Annotated in this window: 18 protein-coding genes and 1 pseudogene; 9 read left to right on the top strand and 10 right to left on the bottom strand. The window is 69.7% G+C overall.

Annotated elements, in window-relative coordinates; all coding sequences use genetic code 11:
- Positions 1-104: 104 nt before the first annotated feature.
- The gene (locus tag AB0I04_RS07115) at positions 105-1,547 is read right to left on the bottom strand and encodes a PLP-dependent aminotransferase family protein (protein WP_360880420.1); all 1,443 of its coding nucleotides are present in this window, start codon (positions 1,545-1,547) and stop codon (positions 105-107) included.
- A gap of 87 nt (positions 1,548-1,634) precedes the next feature.
- On the opposite strand from AB0I04_RS07115, the gene AB0I04_RS07110 reads away from it, so the two are divergent.
- The 4 genes from AB0I04_RS07110 (at position 1,635) to AB0I04_RS07095 (ending at position 6,850) form a co-directional block, all read left to right on the top strand.
- The gene (locus AB0I04_RS07110; protein WP_360880417.1) at positions 1,635-2,708 is read left to right on the top strand and encodes a DMT family transporter; all 1,074 of its coding nucleotides are present in this window, start codon (positions 1,635-1,637) and stop codon (positions 2,706-2,708) included.
- A gap of 251 nt (positions 2,709-2,959) precedes the next feature.
- Positions 2,960-3,904: an EamA family transporter gene (locus AB0I04_RS07105; RefSeq protein WP_360880414.1), complete on the top strand. Its 945-nt coding sequence runs from the start codon at positions 2,960-2,962 to the stop codon at positions 3,902-3,904.
- A gap of 24 nt (positions 3,905-3,928) precedes the next feature.
- The gene (locus AB0I04_RS07100; protein ID WP_360880411.1) at positions 3,929-4,573 is read left to right on the top strand and encodes a hypothetical protein; all 645 of its coding nucleotides are present in this window, start codon (positions 3,929-3,931) and stop codon (positions 4,571-4,573) included.
- 195 nt (positions 4,574-4,768) lie between these two features.
- Positions 4,769-6,850 carry a protein kinase gene (locus tag AB0I04_RS07095; protein ID WP_360880408.1) on the top strand — a complete coding sequence of 694 codons (2,082 nt, stop codon included), beginning with the start codon at positions 4,769-4,771 and terminating at the stop codon, positions 6,848-6,850.
- A 188-nt stretch (positions 6,851-7,038) separates the two neighbouring features.
- On the opposite strand, the gene AB0I04_RS07090 is transcribed toward AB0I04_RS07095, so the two are convergent.
- On the bottom strand, positions 7,039-7,200 hold the full coding sequence (locus AB0I04_RS07090) for a hypothetical protein (protein WP_360880406.1): 162 nt from the start codon (positions 7,198-7,200) through the stop codon (positions 7,039-7,041).
- A 140-nt stretch (positions 7,201-7,340) separates the two neighbouring features.
- Here AB0I04_RS07090 and AB0I04_RS07085 point away from each other — a divergent pair, with 140 nt between their 5' ends.
- The 3 genes from AB0I04_RS07085 (at position 7,341) to AB0I04_RS07075 (ending at position 9,864) form a co-directional block, all read left to right on the top strand.
- Positions 7,341-8,984: a fumarate hydratase gene (locus AB0I04_RS07085; RefSeq protein WP_360880404.1), complete on the top strand. Its 1,644-nt coding sequence runs from the start codon at positions 7,341-7,343 to the stop codon at positions 8,982-8,984.
- Between the two features lie 174 nt (positions 8,985-9,158).
- The gene (locus AB0I04_RS07080; RefSeq protein WP_360880401.1) at positions 9,159-9,365 is read left to right on the top strand and encodes a hypothetical protein; all 207 of its coding nucleotides are present in this window, start codon (positions 9,159-9,161) and stop codon (positions 9,363-9,365) included.
- Positions 9,349-9,864 carry a DUF6879 family protein gene (locus AB0I04_RS07075; RefSeq protein WP_360880398.1) on the top strand — a complete coding sequence of 172 codons (516 nt, stop codon included), beginning with the start codon at positions 9,349-9,351 and terminating at the stop codon, positions 9,862-9,864. Before AB0I04_RS07080 ends, AB0I04_RS07075 begins: the two co-directional genes overlap by 17 nt.
- A gap of 94 nt (positions 9,865-9,958) precedes the next feature.
- Here AB0I04_RS07075 and AB0I04_RS07070 read toward each other — a convergent pair whose 3' ends face one another.
- The 3 genes and pseudogenes from AB0I04_RS07070 to AB0I04_RS07060 form a co-directional block, all read right to left on the bottom strand.
- The gene (locus AB0I04_RS07070) at positions 9,959-11,236 is read right to left on the bottom strand and encodes a zinc ribbon domain-containing protein (RefSeq protein WP_360881034.1); all 1,278 of its coding nucleotides are present in this window, start codon (positions 11,234-11,236) and stop codon (positions 9,959-9,961) included.
- Positions 11,210-11,413: pseudogene (locus AB0I04_RS07065) on the bottom strand (recombinase family protein); the annotation flags it as partial. The pseudogene AB0I04_RS07065 and the gene AB0I04_RS07070, both read right to left, overlap by 27 nt.
- 137 nt (positions 11,414-11,550) lie before the next feature.
- Positions 11,551-12,831, bottom strand: a complete 1,281-nt coding sequence (locus tag AB0I04_RS07060) for a serine/threonine-protein kinase (RefSeq protein ID WP_360880395.1) — start codon at positions 12,829-12,831, stop codon at positions 11,551-11,553.
- A gap of 134 nt (positions 12,832-12,965) precedes the next feature.
- Here AB0I04_RS07060 and AB0I04_RS07055 point away from each other — a divergent pair, with 134 nt between their 5' ends.
- Both AB0I04_RS07055 and AB0I04_RS07050 read left to right on the top strand, forming a co-directional pair.
- Positions 12,966-14,978, top strand: a complete 2,013-nt coding sequence (locus tag AB0I04_RS07055) for a protein kinase (RefSeq protein WP_360880392.1) — start codon at positions 12,966-12,968, stop codon at positions 14,976-14,978.
- A 428-nt stretch (positions 14,979-15,406) separates the two neighbouring features.
- A complete protein-coding gene (locus tag AB0I04_RS07050; RefSeq protein WP_360880389.1) occupies positions 15,407-16,810 on the top strand; it encodes a class II fumarate hydratase in 1,404 nt (467 codons plus the stop codon).
- 50 nt (positions 16,811-16,860) lie between these two features.
- Here the strand turns inward: AB0I04_RS07050 and AB0I04_RS07045 are convergent, their stop codons facing one another.
- From AB0I04_RS07045 to AB0I04_RS07025, 5 genes are all read right to left on the bottom strand, one after another.
- Complete coding sequence (locus AB0I04_RS07045; RefSeq protein WP_360880386.1) at positions 16,861-17,325, bottom strand: lytic transglycosylase domain-containing protein; 465 nt, start codon at positions 17,323-17,325, stop codon at positions 16,861-16,863.
- Positions 17,326-17,627: 302 nt separating this feature from the next.
- On the bottom strand, positions 17,628-18,116 hold the full coding sequence (locus AB0I04_RS07040; protein ID WP_360880383.1) for a transglycosylase SLT domain-containing protein: 489 nt from the start codon (positions 18,114-18,116) through the stop codon (positions 17,628-17,630).
- Positions 18,117-18,373: 257 nt separating this feature from the next.
- Positions 18,374-19,249, bottom strand: coding sequence for a lytic transglycosylase domain-containing protein (locus tag AB0I04_RS07035; protein ID WP_360880380.1), 876 nt, complete (start codon positions 19,247-19,249; stop codon positions 18,374-18,376).
- A gap of 531 nt (positions 19,250-19,780) precedes the next feature.
- Positions 19,781-21,088, bottom strand: a complete 1,308-nt coding sequence (locus tag AB0I04_RS07030; RefSeq protein WP_360880377.1) for a PhoH family protein — start codon at positions 21,086-21,088, stop codon at positions 19,781-19,783.
- 162 nt (positions 21,089-21,250) lie between these two features.
- Positions 21,251-22,012 carry an isoprenyl transferase gene (locus AB0I04_RS07025; protein WP_360880374.1) on the bottom strand — a complete coding sequence of 254 codons (762 nt, stop codon included), beginning with the start codon at positions 22,010-22,012 and terminating at the stop codon, positions 21,251-21,253.
- Positions 22,013-22,030 lie beyond the last annotated feature (18 nt).

Raw genomic sequence — 22,030 nt, 5'->3', positions numbered from 1 at the left:
GCACCGCCCTCGCCCCAGGAACGGCGAGCACCGCCCTCGCCCCAGGGGTGGTGGTCTCTTCGATCGGGGAGGAGCCGTCACCTGGGTCGGTCCGCCCGCGCCTCTCAGGTCGCGGGTTCGGGGCCGCCGGCGCCGGATACGGCGCGCGTGAGGAGGTTCACCGCCTCGGCGAGCCTGCGTTCCGGCACGCGGGCGTAGCCGACGACGATCGCGGGCGGCCCCGGGTGCCGCAGGCGCATCGGGGTGACGCCTTCGACGGCGACGCCGAGGGCCGCGGCCCGGGCGACGACCTCGGCCTCGTCGGTGCCCGCGGGAAGCTCGAGGTAGGCGTGCAGCCCCGCGGACACGCCGTGCACCCGGACCTCCGGCAGGCGGCGGGTCAGGGCGGAGATGAACGCGTCACGGCGGTCCCGGTAGCGGCGCCGCATGAGGCGCAGGTGCCGGTCGTACGCGCCGGTCGCGATCATCCGGGCGAGCACGTGCTGGTCCGGCACCGAAGAGCCGAGGTCGTACAGCGCCCGCGCGGCGCGCAGCCGGGTCGCCAGCCACGCCGGCGCGACCGCCCAGCCGAGCCGCAGCGCCGGTGACAGCGCCTTGCTCACCGACCCGGCGAGGACCACGCGCTCCGGAGCGAGGCCCTGCAGGCAGCCGACCGGCTCTCGGTCGTACCGGAACTCCCCGTCGTAGTCGTCCTCGATGATCAGCGCGTCGGCGGCCCGCGCCCACTCGACGAGGGCCGCGCGCCGCCCGGGCGACAGCACCACCCCGGTGGGGAACTGGTGCGCCGGGGTGATGAGCAGCGCCCGCGCCCGGGTCCGGGCCAGCGCGGCGACGTCGATGCCCTCCTCGTCCACCGGCACGCCGACCATGCGCACGCCGGTCGCGCGGATCAGCGGGAGCTGCTGGTGGGCGAGCGGGTCCTCGACCGCGAGCAGCCGGTGCCCCTCCTCCAGGAGGATCCGCGGGACGGTCGCCAGCGTGTGAGCGACCCCGGCGGTGACCACGACCGCCCCCGGTTCGGCCGCGGCGGCGCGGACGCGCGCCAGGTAGCCCGCGAGCTCCGTCCGCAGCACCCCGGTTCCGGCCGGGTCCGGATAGTTCAGCTCGGCGTGCGGGAGCTCGCGCAGCACGTCCCGCGTGACCGTCGCCCACCGTTCCCTCGGGAACGACGTCAGGTCGGGCTTGCCGGGGCGCAGGTCGTACGCGATGCCCGGCGGGTCGGCCGGTCCGGCGTCCGTGCCGGCGGCGAGCCGGAGCACGCGCCGGTGCGCCGCGCTGCCGGACGCCGGCGGAGGTTCGGCGACGGGGGCGCTGGCCACCCGCGTGCCGTCGCCCTGCCGCGAGACGAGGAACCCCTCGGCGACGAGCTGCTCGTACGCCGTGACCACGACGCCCCGGGAGACGTTCAGGTCACCGGCGAGGTCGCGGGTGGACGGCAGGCGGTGGCCGGGGACGAGCGCTCCGCGCCGTACGAGGTCGCGCAGCCGGTCGGCGAGCTGCCCGGCCAGCCGTCCGGCGGCGCGATCGAGCGTCAGATGCAGGTCCACCCCGCATCCCTCCTTCGCAATGGTCCTCATCCACAGTGTCCGATTGGTCCTCGTTCGCGGACCAATCAGTGCTTAGCGTCTCAGCCCATGGAGCAGACCACCAGTCCGCGCGGCGTCGTTCAGGCCGCCGTCGCGATGATCCTCGTCGGCACGCTGACCGCCGTGTCCGCGGCGATCGCCCGATATCCGGTGTACGGCGGCCAGGCCGTGCGTTACGCCGTCGCCGCGCTCATCCTCCTGGCCGTCGCACGACTGCGCGAGCGTGCCGCCGGCCGGCGGCCGGCGGGTCCGCCTCCGCCGGGGCACGGTACGGGGCGGCCCCGCTCCCGCCCCACGCTGCGGGAGTGGGCGCTCATCATCGCGCTCGCCGCGACCGGCCTCGCCGGGTTCAACATCTGCATCGTCGAGGGGACTCGGCACACCACTCCCGCGATGATCGGCACGGTGGTGGGCGCCGTCCCGGTCCTGCTGGCGGTCGTCGCGCCGCTGGCGGAACGCCGCCGTCCGACGCCGCGCCTGGTGGCCGCCGCGGTCGTCGTGGCGCTGGGCGCGGCGGCGGCCAACGGGCTCGGGGGCGGCAGCCTCACCGGGCTGCTGCTGGCCCTCGGCGCGCTCGCCGGCGAGATGGCCTTCTCGCTGCTGGCCGTGCCGCTCCTGCCCCGGCTCGGGCCGGTCCGGGTGTCGGCGTACTCGGCGGCGGCCGCCGCTCCGATGCTGCTCGCCGTCGGCCTTCTCGTGGACGGCACCGCCGTCGTGCGGACGCCGACGCCGGGCGAGGTGGCGGGATTCACCTACCTCGCGATCGTCGTCACGGTGGGGGCGTTCGTCCTGTGGTACGACGCGCTGGGCCGGATCGGCGCGGACCGGGCCGGGCTGTTCGCCGGCCTCATCCCGGTCAGCGCGGCGGTCACCACGATGGTGCTCGGGCTCGGCACGCCGAGCCGCGCGGAACTCGCCGGATCGCTCCTCGTCGGATGCGGTGTCGCGGCCGGTCTCGGAGGAGGAGCGGCGAGCCGCCGAGCGAACGGAGCGGCCGGTGAGGCACGAGCCGACGGCGGAGCGGGTGAGAGGGCGAGTGCGACCGGGGACCCCTCGGCGGTGGCCGTCACGCCGTCGGCGGATCAGGGACAAGTGCGTGTCGGCGACGCGTCGTGTTCGTGACGCGGGGGTGCGGGCGACGGGCCCTCCGCGGGCGCGATCGCGGGTGGGCGGCGGAGCGCGAGCGGCAGATCGCGGAAACCGAGCGGCGCGGGGCCGCGCCGGGCGGTCCGCCGACGCCGCCGAACGGCCTGACCAGGCTAAACCCCTGAATCAGGGGCACCGGCGCGGCGCGGCGTTCGAACACATGGCCCGCTGTAAAGATCTTCAGCCGACCCTCGCGAGAGGACCATTTGCTACTTAGCGTGCCTGTCATGGAACAGTCCGCAGCCCGTGCCCGTGGCATGGCGCAGGCAGCCCTCGCCATGGTCGCCACCGGAACCATCGCCGCCGTCGCGGCGGTGATCGCCCACTACCCCGTCTACGGCGGCCAGGCCATCCGCTATGCCGTGGCCACCGTCTTCCTCCTCGGTGTCGCCCAGTGGCGCAGGCGCCGCCAGGCGACGCGGTTCCCGTCCGTCGAACCCGATGCCCTCCTCGTCCGGCCGACCGTCCGCGAAGGACTGCTGTTCGCCGTCCTGGCCGCCACCGGACTTGCGGGATTCAACCTCTGCGTCGTCGACGCGACGCACTACACCAGCCCCGCGACGATCGGCACGGTGATCGGATCCGCCCCGGTCATCTTCGCGCTCATCGGGCCCTTGATGGAGCGTAGACGCCCGACCGCGCGGCTCGTCACCGCCGCCGTCATCGTCACCGCCGGCGCGGGGCTGACCAGCGGGCTCTGCGGGGACCGGCCGCTCGGCCTGCTGCTGGCCGTGGGCGCTCTCTTCGGCCAGGTGCTCTTCTCCCTGCTGGCCATCCCGCTGCTGCCGAAGTTCGGGCCGATCCTCGTGTCGGCGTACTCTTCGGCGGCGGCCGCGATGATCCTCTTCGCCATCGGGCTGGCTCTGGACGGCACCGCCGTGGTACGGCGTCCGAGCGTGAGTGAGGCTGTGAGCATCGGCTACCTGGCGACGTTCGTCGCCATCACCGCCTTCATCCTCTGGTACGACGCGATCAATCTGATCGGCGCGGACCTGGCCGGCCTGTTCTCCGGGCTGACCCCCGTGAGCGCCCTGGCCACCACGGTGTTCCTGGGCGTCCGCACGATCCGGCCGGCGGAGTTCGTCGGGTCCGTGCTCGTGGGCGTCGGGGTGGTCCTCGGCGTGGCGGACCTGGGGGCGCGCCGCTCCCGCAGCGCGCGCCCCGCAGCCTGAGCGTGATCAGTGGCCGGACCGACGATGATCAAGGCTTTGGATCAGGTCGCCGAGGTGATGGGTCTGGGCACGGCCGAGTTGGGCGCCGAGGCGCTGGTGCCAGCGCGCAGGTTGGCGGAGCTGGCCAAGTACGGGATACGGGCGGACGCCTCGCAGATCCGCCGCCATCCAAAGGGTCGGCGGCTGGCGACGCTGCTGGCCACGGTCCGGTTCCTGGAGGCCAAGTCGGTCGATGACACGCTGGAGCTGCTGGATTTGCTGACGGCCACCGAGCGGGTGCTGTTCGGCCTGGTCGCCAACCGGGCCCTGGCCCCCTCCTCCAAGCTGGCCGCCGCGAACTGGATCACCCATGACGTACACATCGACCGGCTGGCCGACGCCGACGAGCCCATCGCCGGCGATGAGCACGGCCGGCTCGAACCCCACCCCGATGCCGGCGACCGGCAGTGGGACGACAAGCGGGATGTGGGGTTCCGGATGTGGGACAACCCCAAGGACTCACGCGAGGATCTCCCGCAGATCGTGATCGGGATTGCCGTCACCCGCGACGGGATCCCGGTCCGCTACTGGTCCTGGCCCGGCGACACCAGCGACCAGAAACTGATCCGGCAGGTCAAAGAGAGAACGCCGGTCCCGACGACCAGCCGCGCGCTCCAGTGCCCGAGGTAGCCGAAGGCCCGCCACCGTTCCCGGCCAAGGTATGGATCAATCAGCCACACTCGACACCGCAAAAGGACATTTTCCACAAAACACGCGAGCGACCTGACGTCTCAACCGGTTTGACCGCTTCCGCGACGGTGCAGCCGGCGCTCTGATGGAATATGTCAGACATTAGTGTTCTTTTGTAATGAGCGGAGGCTTGGGGTGCAGGTTGGGTGGGAGCTGGCCGGGCGGTACCGGCTGGAGGCGCTGCTGGGCCGGGGCGGCATGGGTGAGGTGTGGCGGGGAGTCGATCTGCGGCTGCGGCGTCCGGTCGCGGTCAAGAGCCTGCGGCTGACGGCCGCGGCCGATGAGGCCGGGGTGGCCCGTTTCCGCCGCGAAGCCGAGATCGCCGCCACACTGAACCATCCGGGTATCACCACGGTCTTCGACATCGACGAGCATCATCATGACAGTGAGCGCCTGTTGTTCTTGGTGATGGAGTTGATGCAGGGCCAGGACCTCTCTGTGGCGCTGGCCGGACATCCCTCCGGGATGCCGATCGAGCAGGTGACGGATCTGGCCGTGCAGATCGTCGAGGCGTTGGCGGTCGCACACGAGCAGGGTGTCGTGCATCGTGACATCAAACCGGCCAACCTGTTCCTGGTGACGGGTGGGCGGGTGAAGATCTGCGACTTCGGGATCGCCCGCCTGGCGGATGCCACGAAGATCACCGCTACCGGCGGGATGTCGGGGACTCCGCTGTACATGTCGCCCGAGCAGATCCAGGGCCAGACCCCGGATCGGCGCACCGACCTGTACGCCTTCGGCTGCGTGCTGTACCAGATGCTCACCGGGACCACCTGGGTCGACGCCGGTGCCGAAAAGGGGGTTGGCGCGATCCTCTACCAGCACCTCAACGAGCCTCCGAGACCGCCACGGGCCATACGACCGCAGGTTCCCGGTCATCTCAGCACGCTGGTGCTGGACCTGCTTGCCAAACAACCGGAGGACCGGCCCCAGGACGCGTCCACTGTCGCCGATCGTCTGCGCCCGGTCACCAGCGAACCACCTCAAGGGCGACAGAACCCGTCCGTCCGGGCAGCCGTGGCCGATACCCCGGGCAAAACCGCGACCGGCACCGCACCGCGACGCCCCTCGCGACCGGTGGCGCCGCGAGAGCAGACCGCCGCCCCCCGTGGGCAGACCACGGTGGGCCACGCCGGGCCGCCGCCGACCCGGGTGTCCACCCCCTGGCCGACGACGCCGCCCCAGGCCGACCGACGTCGGATCAACCGCCGGACCCTTCTGCTCGGCGGTCTCGGGGCAACCGCCGTCGCCGGTATCTCAGCGATGGTGATGCTGCCGGATTCCGGAAAGCACCACTCAGGCTCGGGGCCGAAGCACTCCTCAGGCCCGGTGTCGAAGCAGTCACCGAACCCGGTGCAGCTACCCGGCGGCGGCCGCATCATCTCGGTGGCGTTCAGCCCGAACGGCAAGACTCTCGCCGCCGCCAGCGACGCGTGCTACGCGGAGTTCTGGGACGTGGCCACCGGCCGCGGCATCGCCACCATCCCCAGGCGGGGCTACGATTCCCCGACCTCGGTGGCCTTCAGCCCGAACGGCAAGATCCTTGCCACCGGCGTCTACGACCAGACCGCCCGGTTGTGGGATGTGGCCACGCACCGCAGCATTGCCACTCTCAACGGCCATACCGACGGTGTCACCGCGGTGGCGTTCAGTCCGGACGGCAAGACTCTCGCCACCGCCAGCATCGACCACACCGCCCGGTTGTGGGATGTCGCCACCCACCACAGCATCGCCACCCTCACCGGCCACACCGGCAGTGTCAACGCCGTGGCATTCAGCCCGGACGGCAAGACCTTGGCCACCGGCAGCGGCGACCACACCGCCCGGCTGTGGGATGTCGCCACCCACCACCACATCGCCACCCTCACCGGCCACACCGACAATCTCGGCGCACTGGCGTTCAGCCGCGGCGGCAAGACTCTCGTCACCGGCAGCGGCGACCATACCGCCCGGCTGTGGGATGTGGCCACCCGCCGAACCACCGCCACCTTCACCCATAGCGACACTGTCGAAGCGGTGGCGTTCAGCCCGGACGGCAAGACCTTGGCCACCGGCAGCTCCGACCACACCGCCTGTGTGTGGGAGGTGGCCACCCAACATTGCATCGCCACCTTCACCCACAGCGACACTGTCGAAGCGGTGGCGTTCAGCCCGGACGGCAAGACCTTGGCAACCGGCTGCTTCGACTACAAGGCCCGGCTGTGGAAAGTCCAATGATCGCCAATCGGCCTTGTCTGCCACACATCCCCTGTGACTGAGGTCGGAGGCACCCCCAGGTCACGAGCACTGTCGGACGCTCTCCTACATGCCTTCGTGCTGGGCCTTGTGTCGGGACCGTACGCCTCGAAACAGACCACAGCCCGGCGCCGCCTCGTCGAGTGCGGCGCCGTGGTCGTCGCCGCGGATCAGCGGATCGGCCACTCGCGGTTGATGTTCCGCAGCACCAGCAGGAGCAGGCTCACGACGATGCCGGCGACGAACGCCACACCGACGATCGCGAGCACGATGTAGAAGATGCTCGGGTGGTGGAACGTTCCCGCTGGCCCGGCATAGACGTTGAGCAGCATGACTTCCCCCTTTTGCCGTCATACCTCCGCCGGCGGGCCAGGGCAAGGGGCGCTCCGCGCCGAGGCGCGTTCGGCACCGTCGGCACGCCGCTCTAGTCTTGGGGACCACACCCATGACCGCGTCATCAGCGAGGAAGCCGATGCCCGAATTCGCCTTCACCGAGCTTCTCCCCCAGGGCCCGGACGAGACCGAGTACCGCCTGCTGACGAGCGACGGGATCAGCGAGTTCGAGGCAGGTGGCCGCAGTTTCCTCCAGGTCGAGCCCGAGGTGCTCCGGCTGCTCACCGAGACCGCGATCCACGACATCTCGCATCTGCTCCGGCCCGCCCACCTGACCCAGCTCCGGAAGATCCTGGACGACCCGGAGTCGTCGCCGAACGACCGGTTCGTGGCGCTCGACCTACTCAAGAACGCCAACATCGCGGCGGCCGGCGTCCTGCCCATGTGCCAGGACACCGGCACGGCGATCGTCATGGGCAAGCGCGGCCAGCACGTCCTGACCGACGGCGACGACGAACGCCACATCGCGCGCGGCGTGTACGACGCGTACACGCGGCTGAACCTCCGTTACTCCCAGATGGCGCCGCTGACCATGTGGGAGGAGAAGAACACCGGCAGCAACCTGCCCGCCCAGATCGAGCTGTACGCCGCGCCCGGCGAGGCGTACAAGTTCCTGTTCATGGCCAAGGGCGGCGGCAGCGCGAACAAGTCCTTCCTGTACCAGGAGACCAAGGCCGTCCTGAACCCGAACCGGATGCTGACCTTCCTGGAGGAGAAGATCCGGTCGCTGGGCACCGCCGCCTGCCCGCCGTACCACCTCGCAATCGTCGTGGGCGGCACGAGCGCCGAGTACGCCCTCAAGACCGCCAAGTACGCCTCCGCGCACTACCTCGACACGCTGCCGGCCGAGGGGAGCCCCACCGGACACGGGTTCCGCGACCTGGAGCTGGAGCAGCAGGTCTTCGAGCTCACGCAGAAGCTCGGGATCGGCGCGCAGTTCGGCGGTAAGTACTTCTGCCACGACGTCCGCGTGGTGCGGCTGCCGCGCCACGGCGCGTCCTGCCCGGTGGCGATCGCCGTGTCCTGCAGCGCCGACCGGCAGGCCCTCGCGAAGATCACCCGGGACGGCGTCTTCCTGGAGCAGCTCGAGCCCGACCCGGCGCGGTACCTCCCCGAGACCACCGACGACGACCTCGACGGCGACGTGGTCCGCATCGACCTGAACCGCCCGATGGACGAGATCCGCGCCGAGCTCGGCCGGTACCCCGTCAAGACGCGGCTCGCCCTGACCGGGCCGCTCGTGGTCGCCCGGGACATCGCCCACGCCAAGATCAAGGAGCGGCTGGACGCCGGCGAGCCGATGCCGCAGTACCTCCGCGACCACGCCGTCTACTACGCCGGCCCGGCCAAGACCCCGGAGGGGTACGCGAGCGGGTCGTTCGGCCCGACGACGGCCGGCCGGATGGACTCCTACGTCGAGCAGTTCCAGGCGGCCGGGGGCTCCTTCGTGATGCTCGCCAAGGGCAACCGCAGCAAGCAGGTGACCGAGGCGTGCAAGAAGCACGGCGGCTTCTACCTCGGGTCGATCGGCGGCCCGGCCGCCCGCCTGGCCCAGGACTGCATCAAGAAGGTCGAGGTGCTGGAGTACCCCGAGCTGGGCATGGAGGCGGTCTGGAAGATCGAGGTCGAGGACTTCCCGGCCTTCATCGTCGTGAACGACAAGGGAGACGACTTCTTCCATGAGGGGACACAGGTCACCCTCTGGCCCACCAAGCGCCCCTGACGCCACGGGAGATAGGTCCAGTCCTAGGCTCCACGCATGGTCGTGTGCAGGCAGTCCAGCCGCCTGCACGCGGCCCCAGATATTCCATATCGCGAATATTCCAGTTGCCGTTGACCGCAGGAATTTAGCCTCTTAGCGTCGCCGACAGACGGCTTCCCTGAGGAGGGTTCAGCGATGACGGCACAGAACCTCAACGACAAGCCCGAGATCATCGCGGGAGACTGCAAGTCGGACGACTGCCCGAAGGTCTACCGGCCTACCGGCGGCATGGTGCCGGTACAGGGCTACCGGCGAGCCGATATCAACGCCCCTGAGGGTGAAGCAGTCATAGAGATCCCGGTAAGCATCCTCTTGGAGGCTGCCCGTGTTCTTGAAGGCTGAGGACTGGGTCAAGTACACCGCCAGCTTCCAACACTCCGCATTCCGGCTGGAGTTGCACTCCGTCTACACCATGGCGGATGAGCAAGAAGAGTTCCAACGGTTCCTATCCGGAGAGAAACCGCCCGCCGACCTCCATTACCCATGGCTCGACAAGGTTGCTAATGCAGTCCAGTCCGGTAAGTCCATGCAACGTGTCCATGTCGTCAAGCAGCCCCTCTCGGATTACCTCCGATACGAGTTCGAATGGGGCTATGCCTTCAACGTCCAGGCAGGCGAAGATATTCGCATTCTCGATGTCACCGGAAGGCAGGTCGCCGGCCTGCCTGATCATGACTTCTGGATGTTCGATGAAGAAACCGTCGTACGGATGCTCTACCGAGAAGACGGCACACAGGTCGGGCGCGATCTAGTCGAGAATCCAGATATTGAAGAGTACAAGAGATACCGAGACATTGCACTCTATGGTGCCATCCCGTTCCAAACCTACTGGCACGGCTGATCCCGAACCTAAAGGCTACGTCACCACAGGAGACCTTCTATGGGCTTTGCCAGCGGGGGGCTTACGGAGTCCAGGAGGCAGGCGAGAAGCCTACCTAACTCCTGATTTCGATCGTCGGCTGACCGGATATATCATCCAGACTTATCACGATAGCCGGATGCTTCGCGTTACGGATTTCGCTTCCCGCCGGATTGATCTTCTGCCCCAGCGCGTCTTCTACCGAGATACTTTTTAGATGTTCCGGCATGTTGACGTCTACAACGATGATGTCTGATTCCAAGGCGTCACGAACGCCAACATTGGTCATCATCCTAGGGATGTCAGGTATCTCTATTTTGATGTGAGGCTTTTTCGTTCCCCTCTTCGACTTCCAGACGAGCACTCTGACATCGTGCTCGATAAGAAATGAACGACGTTCCTCTACCCCCTTCTCAGCCCATACTTCCTTGAACGTCTTTCCTGTGCCTACGTATTCCGAAGCCGGAAGCTGGGCGATTTGCGCCGAAAGCGCTACCTTCTTCTTGGTAATCATCTCATGCATTCGCAGGTAAGATTCGTCTTGGCCCTCACCATCGCACTTTCCGGCCACATAGTCGGCCTCAAGCTTACTAAGTCGCCCAGAAATCCGCGCTAGTTCGGCTTCAAGCTCCCGTTGCGGCGTAACTGTTCGCTCATAAACCTCGGAGTCACCCGTGGCTATTAGAAGCGCATTCTCGATGGCCTCGTCGAGAACTGTCTCATCGCAGGCCGTACGACACTCCTCCGAGACTCCGGAATAAGCGTGCCTACAGGTGTAGACCCGGTAGACGTCCGGCTCGTCTTTATAGGAACGCTTAACCGCGTTCCGCTTGACGTATAGAGATCCACCATCGATCCCGCATTTGGCGACACCGGTGAGAAGGTACGGCTCCTTCGGGGTTCGAGTGGCAGGCTTCTTAATTGCCGTCAGCTTCTTAACGACTTGTTGCCATTCAGCGATACCGAGGATTGGCTCGTCGGTAATGAACACAGGCTCTCCGTCGTCACCTTCGACGACCTCACCATTGTGAAGGAGGTAGCCAACAGTTCGTGGGCTCATCAACGCCTGCTGGATCGCTTTCGACGACCAGAGCGTCCCTCTGGATTCCTTCCCTGACTCGATGCGAAGGTGATCACGCCACGTCGGAGTACCTGACGCATTGAGTTCCTTCATTAGTCGATGGACTGGCGTGCCGTCCATGACTCGCTTGTACAACTCTCGCAGAAGAGGGCCATACTTGGGATCTTGAATGAGCCCCTTCCCTCCGTCATCGCGGTCGGTGAAGCGAAAACCGAACGGTAGCACCCCACCGAACCAAGCTCCTTTCTCCCGGAGTTTTCGAGAGGCGTCCAGCGCCCTCGCCTGGATGGTATCCAGCTCACCTTCTGCGAACGCAGCGATGATTTGCGCGAACATCTTGCCCATTGGCGTGGACAAGTCGAGCGATTCCGATGTAGAGACGATTGCCTTGCCACGCTCGCGACACCAGTCCACAAGTCGACTTCTTCGCCGACACGACCGGGCCACTGCTGACCATCGGGCGCCGCTGACACGCCCGCGGCCGTCGTCCGGCGCGCTCTCCGGGGCGCGCCGGACGACGAGATCAGATCGACGGTGAGTTCCAGTGCACGGCGCCCTTGCCGTCGCGGTCGATGTCGTACTGGCGGCTACTTGACCTTGACCTTCTTGCCGCCGCCGTTTCCCTTGCCCCTGCCCTTGCCCTTGTCGCCGGTCTGACCGTTGCCGGTCTGGCCGTTGCCGGTCTGGCCGGTCTTGGCGGCCTTGGTCGTCGGGGCGGTCACGGCCGGGCTCGTCCTCGCCGGCGTGTGCGACGCGGTGGGGTGAGTGGGCGGCGGGGTACGGGCGGCCTCGGGCCCTGGCGGCAGACGGCCGCCGGGGTGGAGGCTGGGGGTGCCGCGGTGCGGCGAGGTGACGGTGCCGTTGCCGGGAGCCGGCCGCTTCTGCTTCTCGTCGGGTCCGGATCCGACCGTTGCCGTGACGGCCACCGCCACCGCCGCGGCCGCGAACGCGACGGCGGCCAGGGTCGGCACCATCGGCCGCCGCGCGTGGCGGATCTCGGTGGGCGTCGTGACATCGCCCCCGAGCCTCGCCAGCAGCTCCGCGGTCCGCGGCCGTTCCGCCGGGTCCTTCGCGAGCGCCTCCGCGACCAGAGGGCGGAGCGGCTCGTGCAGCCCGTCGAGGTCGGGCGGGTCGTGGATCGTCCGCCCCGCCACTTCGTCGCCGTCGCCCTCGCCGAACGGGTTGCGGCTGGTCCCGGCGTAGGCCACGAGACAGCCCCAGCCGAAGATGTCAGACGCGCTGGTCGCGGGCCGTCCGGTCAGCCGCTCGGGCGGAATCCAGCCGGGGCTGCCCATCACCACCCCGTCCTTCGTGGGCCCACCCGACGCGGGGAGGCGCTGCGCGATGCCGAAGTCGATGATGCGCGGCCCCGTCGGGGTCAGCAGCACATTGGCGGGCTTGAGGTCCCGGTGCACCAGTCCGGCCCCGTGGATCGCGGCCAGCGCCCGCGCGACGCCCGTGGCGAGCGCGCGCAGCTGCTCGGGTCGCAGCGGGCCGTCGGTGTCGACGATGTGCGCCAGCGAGGGACCGTCGACGTACTCGGTGATCAGGTAGGGCGGCCTCTCGGCGGTCCCGTCGGCGAGCACCCGTGCCGTCCAGCCCGCCGGGACCCGCCGCGCGCAGTTCGCCTCGCTCTGGAAGCGGAGACGCACGTCGGGGTCGTCGGCGTCCTCGGGGCGCGCGGTCTTGACCGCGACGAGCCTGCCGTTCTGGTCGCGTCCCAGGTAGACGACGCCCATGCCGCCCGAGCCCAGCCTCGCGACCAGGCTGTGCCCCCCGACGGACACGGGGTCGTCGATCTCGAGCGGCAGCACACCAGAGGCGACGACCGTGGGTCCGCCGAGCCCCGAAGCCGAAAAGGTTTCCATCCCCACGCCTCTTCCGATGGCGTCGACACAAGACCTGCCTGTCAGCTCCGATCTTGCAGCGGTGCCGACCTGAGTGCAAGATCACGGTAAGGATCCGCGTGCCGCGACCGCCGCACGCGGGTATCTTGCGCTTCGTGGCCGAGTCCCGGGATCGCTTGCTCTCCGGTCGTTACCGGCTGATCGAGGAGATCGGCCGAGGCGGCATGGGCACGGTCTGGTGGGCGTACGACGAGGCCGAAGAGTGTGAAGTCGCTGTCAAGGAGGTCCACCTCCCGCCCAGCCTGCGGCCCCGAGAGCGGATCAACCTCATCAAGCGGACGAACCGTGAGGCGATGTCCGCGGGCCGGCTGGACCACCCGAACCTCATCGCCATGTACGACGTGGTGGTCGAGGACGACCGCCCATGGCTGGTCATGGAGTACGTCGCGGCCCGGTCGCTGGAGGACGTCTTCGTCGACGACGGCCCGATCTCCCCCGTACGCGTCGCGGAGATCGGCCGGCAACTGCTCGACGCGCTGCGGGCGGCGCACGAGGCCGGCATCGTCCACCGTGACGTCAAGCCCAGCAACGTCCTGCTGGAGACCTCCGGGCGGGTGGTGCTGACCGACTTCGGCATCGCGACGTACGACGGCGCCACGACGCTCACCCAGGCGGGCACGTTCATGGGCTCGCCCGCGTACGTCGCTCCGGAGGTGGCCCGGGGCGAGCGGGCGTCGCCGGCGTCCGACCTGTGGTCGCTCGGCGCCACCCTCTACGCCGCAGTCGAAGGACGGCCCCCATACGACTTCGAGACGGCGATGGCCACCCTCAGCGCGCTCGTCACCGCGGAGCCCGACCCTCCGGTGCGCGCCGGGCCGTTGCGCCCGCTGCTCGAGGGACTCCTGCAGAAGGACGCGGCACGGCGGCTCACCTCCGAACGCGCCGCCGCCCTGCTGACCGCCTCCACGGCCCCACCGCTGCCGCCCCGCCCGGCCGAGTCCTCGCGGACGCGGTCGAGCCGGCGGGCCAGTCACGAGTGGTCGAGCCGGGAGCTGTCCGGCCCCCGGCGGCCCGGACGGGCCCAGCCCGCGCCTCCCGGTCTCGGCCGGTCCGGACGATCCCGGTCCGTACCGCCCGACCTCGACCCGTCGCGGCGATCCGAGCCGCCCGCTCCCGGCCTTGACCCGTCGCAGCGATCCGAACCGACCCCACCCGGCCACCACCCGTCGCAGCTGTCCCAGCCGCCCCCTCCCGGCCACGACCCGTCACGCCGATCCGAACCGACCCCACCCCGCCACGACCCGTCACGGCGATCCGAGCCGACCCCTCCCAGCCGCGACCCGGCGCGGCGGTCGGGGCGGGCTTCCGCCGGCCTCGACCGGTCCGGGTCCGCCCAGGCCACCCCGCCCGGCTTCGGGCGGTCCGGCCAGAACCGCACGCGTCAGGACCGCGCGGCGGGCGAAGGGACGCAGGGCGGACCGGCGGAACGACCGCCGGCGCGGCAGACGGCCGGATGGCTGCCGCCTCCGCGGCCGGAGGTCTCCGATGCGCCGGGTTCGGGATCGGCACGGCGCCGGCGGCTGCTGGACCGGCCAGGCATGCTCCCCGCCGTGACGGCCGCCGTGCTGGCGCTCGCGGTCGGGGCCGGCGTGTTCGCCGGGCTCAACGGCTGGGGTGCCGGCCGCCGTGACGCGCCGTCGGACGGCCGTTCGCCCGCCGTCGGCACGTCGGCGCCGAGCACCCCCTCCGTCGTGTCCTCCGCGCCGCCTCCCATCGCCACACGGTCGCAGGGCGTCCTTCCCACCACGCTGCTGGACGCGTCGGACCGGCCGGTGTCGCGCCGGGTCGCGAAGAAGAGCGGCGCCTGGCCGGGCACCGCGGCCATCACGCTCAGCGTTCCCGACCGCGGTCGCCGCATCGGTGTCCTTGTCGTCTGCCGGTCCGGTGCACGACGGCTGTCCTTCACGGCCTATGCGCTGGGCACCCCCGGCCGGACGGTGAGCGGCGACTGCGCCGCGAGCGGGCACCGGATCACGATGCCGGCCACGCTGAGCCTTCCCTCCGGCACCTCCCGCGCCCAGATCCGGGTGCGCCTGCGCCGCGGTCCGGAGGCCGCCACCGGCCCGATCGAGTGGCTCGTCGGAGCGTACGAGTCCCTGGCACGCTGAGCCCCCCTGCGCGCCGCCACCGCCGAGCGCCAGGACTCGCCGGGCGTTCGAGTCCCTGGCACGCTGAGGTCTCCCGGTGCCGCCACCACGAAGCGCCGGGACCCGTCCGGGACGCACGAATCCCTCGCTCACTGAGGCCTCCCCGCTGCGCCACCACGAAGCACCGGGACCCGCCGGGCGTACGAGTCTCCGGCACGCCGAAGCCTCCCCGGCGTCACCACCACCAAGCACCGGAACCCGCCCGGGACGCACGAATCCCTCGCTCGCTAAGGCCTCCCCGGCAACGCACCACGGAGCCGCCAGGACTCGCCGGAGCGTATGAGAATCCCTCGCTCGCCGGCGCCCCGGGTGCCCCGCCGATCCGTGGAGCGCCGCCGTCTCTAAAGTCGGTAGCGACGGGGACGAATCGACCGGCTCGGGAGAGGGCGATGAGCGAAGAGCAGGAGTTCCGGATCGAGCACGACTCCATGGGGGAGGTACGCGTGCCCGCGTGGGCGAAGTGGCGGGCCCAGACCCAGCGGGCGGTGGAGAACTTCCCCATCTCGGGGCAGCGGCTGGACCGCGCGCACATCGCCGCGCTCGGCCACGTCAAGGCCGCCGCCGCCAAGGTCAACGCCGAGCTCGAGGTGATCGACAAGGGGATGGCCGACGCGATCGCGGCGGCCGCCCTGGAGGTCGCGGGCGGCGAGCACGACGCGCACTTCCCGGTCGACGTGTTCCAGACCGGGTCCGGCACCTCGTCGAACATGAACACCAACGAGGTCATCGCCACCCTCGGCCAGGAGCGGCTGGGCCGGCCCGTGCATCCCAACGACCACGTCAACGCCTCGCAGTCGTCCAACGACGTGTTCCCCTCGTCCATCCACATCGCGGCGACCGGCCTGGTCGTGCGGGAACTCATCCCCGCCCTGTGTCATCTCGAGGGCGTGCTGAATCGCAAGGCCGAGGAGTTCGCGTCCGTCGTGAAGGCGGGGCGGACGCACCTGATGGACGCCACCCCGGTCACTCTGGGCCAGGAGTTCGGCGGCTACGCCGCGCAGGTGCGGTACGGCGTCGAGCGGTTGGAGGCCGTGCTGCCGCGGCTCGCCGAGCTGCCGCTCGGCGGCACCGCGGTGGGCACCGGTATCAACACCCCCTCGGGCTTCGCCGAGCGCGTCATCGCCGAGCTGGCGCGGGCCACCGGCCTGCCGCTCACCGAGGCCCGGAACCACTTCGAGGCGCAGGGGGCGCGCGACGCCCTCGTGGAGACCAGCGGCGCGGTCAAGACGATCGCGGTCGGCCTGACGAAGATCGCCAATGACCTTCGCTGGATGGGTTCGGGGCCGCGTGCGGGGCTGGGTGAGATCCGGCTGCCCGACCTTCAGCCCGGCTCGTCGATCATGCCGGGCAAGGTGAACCCGGTGATCCCCGAGGCGGTGTGCCAGGTCGCCGCGCAGGTGATCGGCAATGACGCCGCCATCGCGTTCGGCGGCGCGGCGGGCAACTTCGAGCTCAACGTGATGCTGCCGATGTTCGCCCGGAACCTCCTGGAGTCGATCCGCCTGCTGGCGAATGTCTCCCGGCTCTTCGCCGACCGGTGCGTCGACGGCATCGAGGCCGACGCGGACCGCTGTCGCGAGTACGCCGAGTCATCGCCGTCGATCGTCACGCCGCTCAACCGCTACATCGGCTATGAGGAGGCTGCGGCCGTCGCCAAGCAGGCGCTGCGCGAGCGCAAGACCATCCGCGAGGTCGTCCTCGAGCGCGGGCACGTCGACGCGGGCCGGTTGACGATCGAGCAACTCGACGCCGCTCTCGACGTTCTGGCGATGACCCGTCCCGCCGGTTCTTGACCGCTTTCCGGCCGGCCCGTTCCAGGGCCGGCCGGGAAGGGACGCCTGGATCAGTACCAGCCGGCGGAGCCGGAGTGGCCCAATGCCGCGCAGGGATTTCCGTACCGGCTCTGAATGTAGCCAAGGCCCCACTTGATCTGGGTGGCCGGGCTGGTCTTCCAGTCCGCCCCGGCGGTGCGCATCTTCGCCGCCGGGAGGGCCTGCGGGATGCCGTACGCGCCCGACCACGGGTTGCGGGCCCGGTGGTTCCAGCTGCTCTCGCGCGTCCACAGCCGGTCCAGGCACTGGTACTGCCGGTACGACCAGCCGTGTTCGACGAGGAACGGCAGGGCGAGGATCCTGTTGCGCTCGGTGATGGTCAGCTCCGGTGGCCGAGGCGGCACCATCGCGGGCCACGCGTGGGCGGTCACGGCGCCGCGGGCGGGTGACTCCCCCGCCAGGCCGGAGATGAGGGCGGCGGCGCTGCCGAGCGCGGCCACGCTCCTCCGGGAGAGTCCCGTCAGTCTGAGATCCAAGTCGGCTCTTCCGTCAGCCGGAGCGCCGGTCGCGCTCCGCGCAGGCCTTCACTCCGCCGTTCGGCTGCCCGAGGGCGACCGGGCCGTCGGACGGCGGCCCCCTCAGGGGCCGCCGTACGCGAGGTCTCGCGCTTCGGAGTGACGGTGACGGTCCGTCACCGAGATGAGCGGTCCGTCACCACGCCATGACACGTTCCGTGCCGTGCGGGGTTCGACACCGCTCCCGGCCGCGTTTGTGCCGTTGTTTTACCGACTCCTTGCCGCCGATCAGGAGTGTCGAGGTGAATCGGCGGCCTTTGGCCCTAGTAGTAGCCGTGGTGGCGCGAGTACAACCAGGCGCCGCACGCCGTCTTGTAGCGGCCCTTGATGTACTTCAGACCCCATTTGATCTGGGTCGCCGGGTTCGTCTGCCAGTCCTTGCCGACGGTGCGCATCTTCTTTCCGGGCAGTGCCTGCGGGATGCCGTAGGCACCCGACCAGGGGTTGTGCGCCCGGTGGTTCCAGTTGCTCTCGCGGTCCCACAGCTTGGCGAGGCATTTGAACTGCGCGGCGTACCAGAGGGAGGAGTGGTGAGGCCAGCGCTTCTTCAGGAGCGGCTTGGCGATGCGCTGATTCCGCTGCTTGCGGGTCAGCTTCTTCTGCGCGCTGACGGCGACGACGCGTTCGGCCGCCGTGGTCGGCGACGCGGCCTGGACCGGTGCCTCGGCTGCGAGGCCGATGGTGAGGCACATGCCGAGTGCGAGTGCTCCGGCCTTGACCGCGGAAAGCCCACGTGGGCGTTTGGGGAACAATAAGGGCCTTTCATCGGCCACCGCGCCGGTCGCGCGACGAGCGGTGTCCGCCTCGGCCGGAGCTGCCTTCGTGGAGCGGGGGTGAAGGCGACCGGGCGACCGGTCGGCGTCCCTGCGGGACGCCGTGTCCGGCCGTGTCGAACGGCCGGGCATCCGAGGCGGTGCGGCGGTGATCCGCCGCGGTCGGCTCCCGCGAGGTGTCTCACGACCCGCGGGAAGGCCCGGCGGCCGGTGGCCGCCGGGCCGGAGAGGGTCTGTCAGTACCAGCCGGTGGACTGGGAGTGGCCCCAGGCGCCGCAGGGGCTGCTGTAGCGGTCCTTGATGTAGCCGAGGCCCCACTTGATCTGGGTGGTGGCGTTGTTCTGCCAGTCGGACCCGGCGCTGGCCATCTTCGAACCGGGGAGCGCCTGCGGGATGCCGTACGCGCCCGAGGGGTTGGCCGCGTGGGTGTTCCAGCCGCTCTCGCGGTTCCACAGGTTGACCAGGCAGCCGAACTGGGAGCTCGGGCTCCAGCCGAAGCTCGACAGCATCGACCGGGCGATCTTCTGGGCGTCGCCGGCCGGAACCGGGTCGCCGGCGCCTCCACCGCCGCCGCTGCCCGGGTCGGTGGTCGGCGTCTTGGTCGGGATCGGCTCGCCCTTCGCCAGCAGCTTCGGCCGGTCGTTCTCGTCGCGGGCGGCACGCAGGGCGCGCTGCTTCAGCACCTTTTGGCGCTGGCTCTCGATGTTCTTGCGCTGCGCGTCGGTGAGCGGGGCCGGCTGCTGCGCCTGGGTCTGCACCGACGTGGACGGGTCGGCGGCCTTCGCGGTGGGCTTGGAACCACCGCCACCGGTGAGGGCGAAGGCGGCGGTGCCACCGCCGACCACGACGGCCGCGGCCGCGGCGATCGCGCCGATCTTGAGGAGCTTGTTCGAGGAGCGGGAGTTACGGCGCATCGACTCGAAGTCGTCGTCTCCGGACCCGGAGGGGGTCGGCGGCGGCGGACCGCCGGGAGGAGGAGCGCCGAAGTCGTGGCGGGTGGCCTCGAATTCGTCCCCGTGGGCGGTTTCGGCCATCCCGGCGACGGGCATGGCGGAAGTGGCACCCGAAAGATCAGGCCGCTCGGGCTCCGGCGCGATGGGAGTACCCGCCACCTTCACGTCCTCGGATGAGGGCTGGTTCTGGGGGAAACGAGCGTCGTCCCACGGCCCGTGAGGCTCCGTGCCGTCTTGTCGATCGTCTCGCCCGGGGGACCCGAAACGGTCTCCGTACAAGGCGGTCCTTCCGACGGTCGCACGCGCATGGGCACGCGTACGAGTGCCTTCACCCCGGTGCCGTCGTCGTACTCACGGCACCCTGGGCGGGACAGCCTCTCCCGGTACATGGCGTAGGGGGATCACGCCGGGGACCGGGGGGCGTCCCGCAGGAGTGCTTACGGCGGACAACACTGCATTAAGACGGGGGGTACTCCGCAACCGGAACGGCGTGACTGATCTCACGACTAATCACGTCACACTGGGCACAGACACCCGAATGTGCACTCCTAGCAGGGTTTTCCGAAGTGCCACTATCGTTATGTGATGTTGGTCACACCATGACAGTGGTCATTCAAGTGACTCCGGCACGTGACGAAAAAGGGCTCCCCCGATCGGATCGAGGGAGCCCCGTGGTTTGCCGTACGCGGATCAGACGCCGACGTCGCCGAGCGTCTCGGTGACGAGAGCGGCGATCGGCGAGCGCTCGGACCGGGTGAGGGTCACGTGCGCGAACAGCGGGTGGCCCTTGAGCTTCTCGACCACCGCGACGACGCCGTCGTGCCGGCCGACCCGCAGATTGTCCCGCTGGGCGATGTCATGGGTGAGCACCACGCGCGAGCCGGTGCCGATGCGCGAGAGCACGGTGAGCAGCACACCGCGTTCGAGGGACTGCGCCTCGTCGACGATCACGAAGGAGTCGTGCAGCGAGCGGCCGCGGATGTGGGTCAGCGGGAGCACCTCGAGCATGCCCCGGTCGAGGACCTCCTCGACGACGTCCGGCGTCGTCATCGCGGACAGGGTGTCGTACACCGCCTGCCCCCACGGCGACATCTTCTCGTTCTCCGTTCCGGGGAGGTAGCCGAGCTCCTGCCCGCCGACGGCGTACAGCGGCCGGAACACTACGACCTTGCGGTGGCTGCGGCGCTCGAGGACGGCCTCCAGGCCCGCGCAGAGCGCCAGCGCGGACTTGCCGGTGCCGGCCCGCCCGCCGAGCGAGATGATGCCGATCTCCTCGTCCATCAGCAGGTCCAGTGCCACCCGCTGCTCCGCCGACCGTCCGTGCAGGCCGAAGACCTCCCGGTCGCCCCGGACGAGGTGCACTGACTTGTCGGGCATCACCCGCCCGAGCGCGGAGCCGCCCGCCGAGATCAGCCGGAGACCCGTGTGGCACAGCAGATCCCGCGCCTCCTCCAGGTCGAGCCGGCCGCTGTCGTACAGATCCTCCAGCTGCTCGGAGCCGATCTCGAGCTCCGCCATGCCCGTGTGGCCGGTCTCGACCACCGACTCGGCGCGGTACTCCTCCGCCGCGAGGCCGACCGATGCCGCCTTGACCCGCAGCGGCAGGTCCTTGGACACGAGCACGACGTCGTGGCCCTCGTGGGACAGCGACAGCGCCACCGAGAGGATCCGGGTGTCGTTGTCCCCGAGCCGGAATCCGGCCGGCAGGACGGACGGGTCCGAGTGGTTGAGCTCGACTCGGACCGTTCCACCCTGATCACCGACGGGGAGCGGCTCGTCCAAGCGGCCGTGGGCGACCCGTAGGTCGTCCAGCGTGCGCAGGGCGTTCCGCGCGAAGTAGCCGAGCTCCGGGTGGTGGCGCTTGGCCTCGAGTTCGGTGATCACGACGATCGGAAGCACGACCTCGTGCTCGGCGAACCGGGTCAACGCCCCCGGGTCCGCGAGCAGAACGCTGGTGTCGAGGACGTACGTGCGCCGGGTGGCGGAAGGTGTGGCCACTCGTTCTCCTTCGGGCACCAACCCAGGCGAGTCGCCCGGGAGAGCGCCCTTTCCTCGGGGGGACCTGGTACGACGCTAGGCCGATGGAACCGCCCGAGAACAGATGCGCACCGATTCCTAACAGGGCCGTAACCGGCCTGTCGGAGATGCGTAACAGACGGTTCAGGAGCCGTAGCGCCGATGCCGCGCGGCGTAGGCACGAATCGCCCGCAGGAAGTCGACCTTGCGGAAGTCAGGCCAGAAGGCCTCGCAGAAGTAGAACTCCGAGTGGGCGCTCTGCCAGAGCATGAAGCCGGACAGGCGTTGCTCTCCCGACGTCCGGATGACGAGGTCCGGGTCGGGCTGGCCGCGGGTGTACAGATGCTCCGCGATGTGCTCGACATCGAGGATCTCGGCCAGTTCCTCGATGCTGGTGCCCCTGCTGGCGTGCTCGTGCAGGAGTGAGCGCACCGCATCAGCGATCTCACGTCTACCTCCATACCCAACCGCGACGTTCACAATCAGACCAGGAGCGTCAGATGTGCTTTCGGCGGCCTGCTTCAGCACACGTGCGGTTTTGTCGGGCAGGAGGTCGAGCGCGCCGACAGGCTGGACGCGCCAGCCCTGGCCGGCCAGGTCCTCAACGGTGTTCTCGATGATCCCCAGCAGGGGGTCCAACTCATCCGCCGGGCGGGAGAGGTTGTCCGTCGACAGCAGCCACAGGGTGACCACCTGGACGCCCGTCTCCTGCGACCACTGAACCAGCTCGGAGATCTTGTCGGCGCCCCGCTGGTGGCCCCTGGCGACGTCGGCGTGGCCCATCGACCGCGCCCACCGGCGGTTGCCGTCGAGGATCACGCCGATGTGCCGCGGTGTGGTGTCGGGGCTGAGCCTCGTCTCGAGCCGTCGCTCGTAAAGCTTGTAGACCAGGTCTCGCAAGCCCATATGCCGCACCTTCTTCAT

Source organism: Actinoallomurus sp. NPDC050550, from assembly GCF_040655075.1.
In the GTDB taxonomy this organism is placed as follows: Bacteria; Actinomycetota; Actinomycetes; order Streptosporangiales; family Streptosporangiaceae; genus Actinoallomurus.
The sequence above is the reverse complement of the archived record's forward strand: the minus strand, read 5'-3'. Positions and strand labels throughout refer to the sequence as shown.

Coding starts and splice junctions, on each gene's coding strand:
- AB0I04_RS07110 (WP_360880417.1), top strand. CDS start 1,635: ATGGAGCAGACCACCAGTCCGCGCGGCGTCGTTCAGGCCGCCGTCGCG.
- AB0I04_RS07105 (WP_360880414.1), top strand. CDS start 2,960: ATGGAACAGTCCGCAGCCCGTGCCCGTGGCATGGCGCAGGCAGCCCTC.
- AB0I04_RS07100 (WP_360880411.1), top strand. CDS start 3,929: ATGATCAAGGCTTTGGATCAGGTCGCCGAGGTGATGGGTCTGGGCACG.
- AB0I04_RS07090 (WP_360880406.1), bottom strand. CDS start 7,200: ATGCTGCTCAACGTCTATGCCGGGCCAGCGGGAACGTTCCACCACCCG.
- AB0I04_RS07085 (WP_360880404.1), top strand. CDS start 7,341: ATGCCCGAATTCGCCTTCACCGAGCTTCTCCCCCAGGGCCCGGACGAG.
- AB0I04_RS07080 (WP_360880401.1), top strand. CDS start 9,159: ATGACGGCACAGAACCTCAACGACAAGCCCGAGATCATCGCGGGAGAC.
- AB0I04_RS07060 (WP_360880395.1), bottom strand. CDS start 12,831: ATGGAAACCTTTTCGGCTTCGGGGCTCGGCGGACCCACGGTCGTCGCC.
- AB0I04_RS07050 (WP_360880389.1), top strand. CDS start 15,407: ATGAGCGAAGAGCAGGAGTTCCGGATCGAGCACGACTCCATGGGGGAG.
- AB0I04_RS07025 (WP_360880374.1), bottom strand. CDS start 22,012: ATGGGCTTGCGAGACCTGGTCTACAAGCTTTACGAGCGACGGCTCGAG.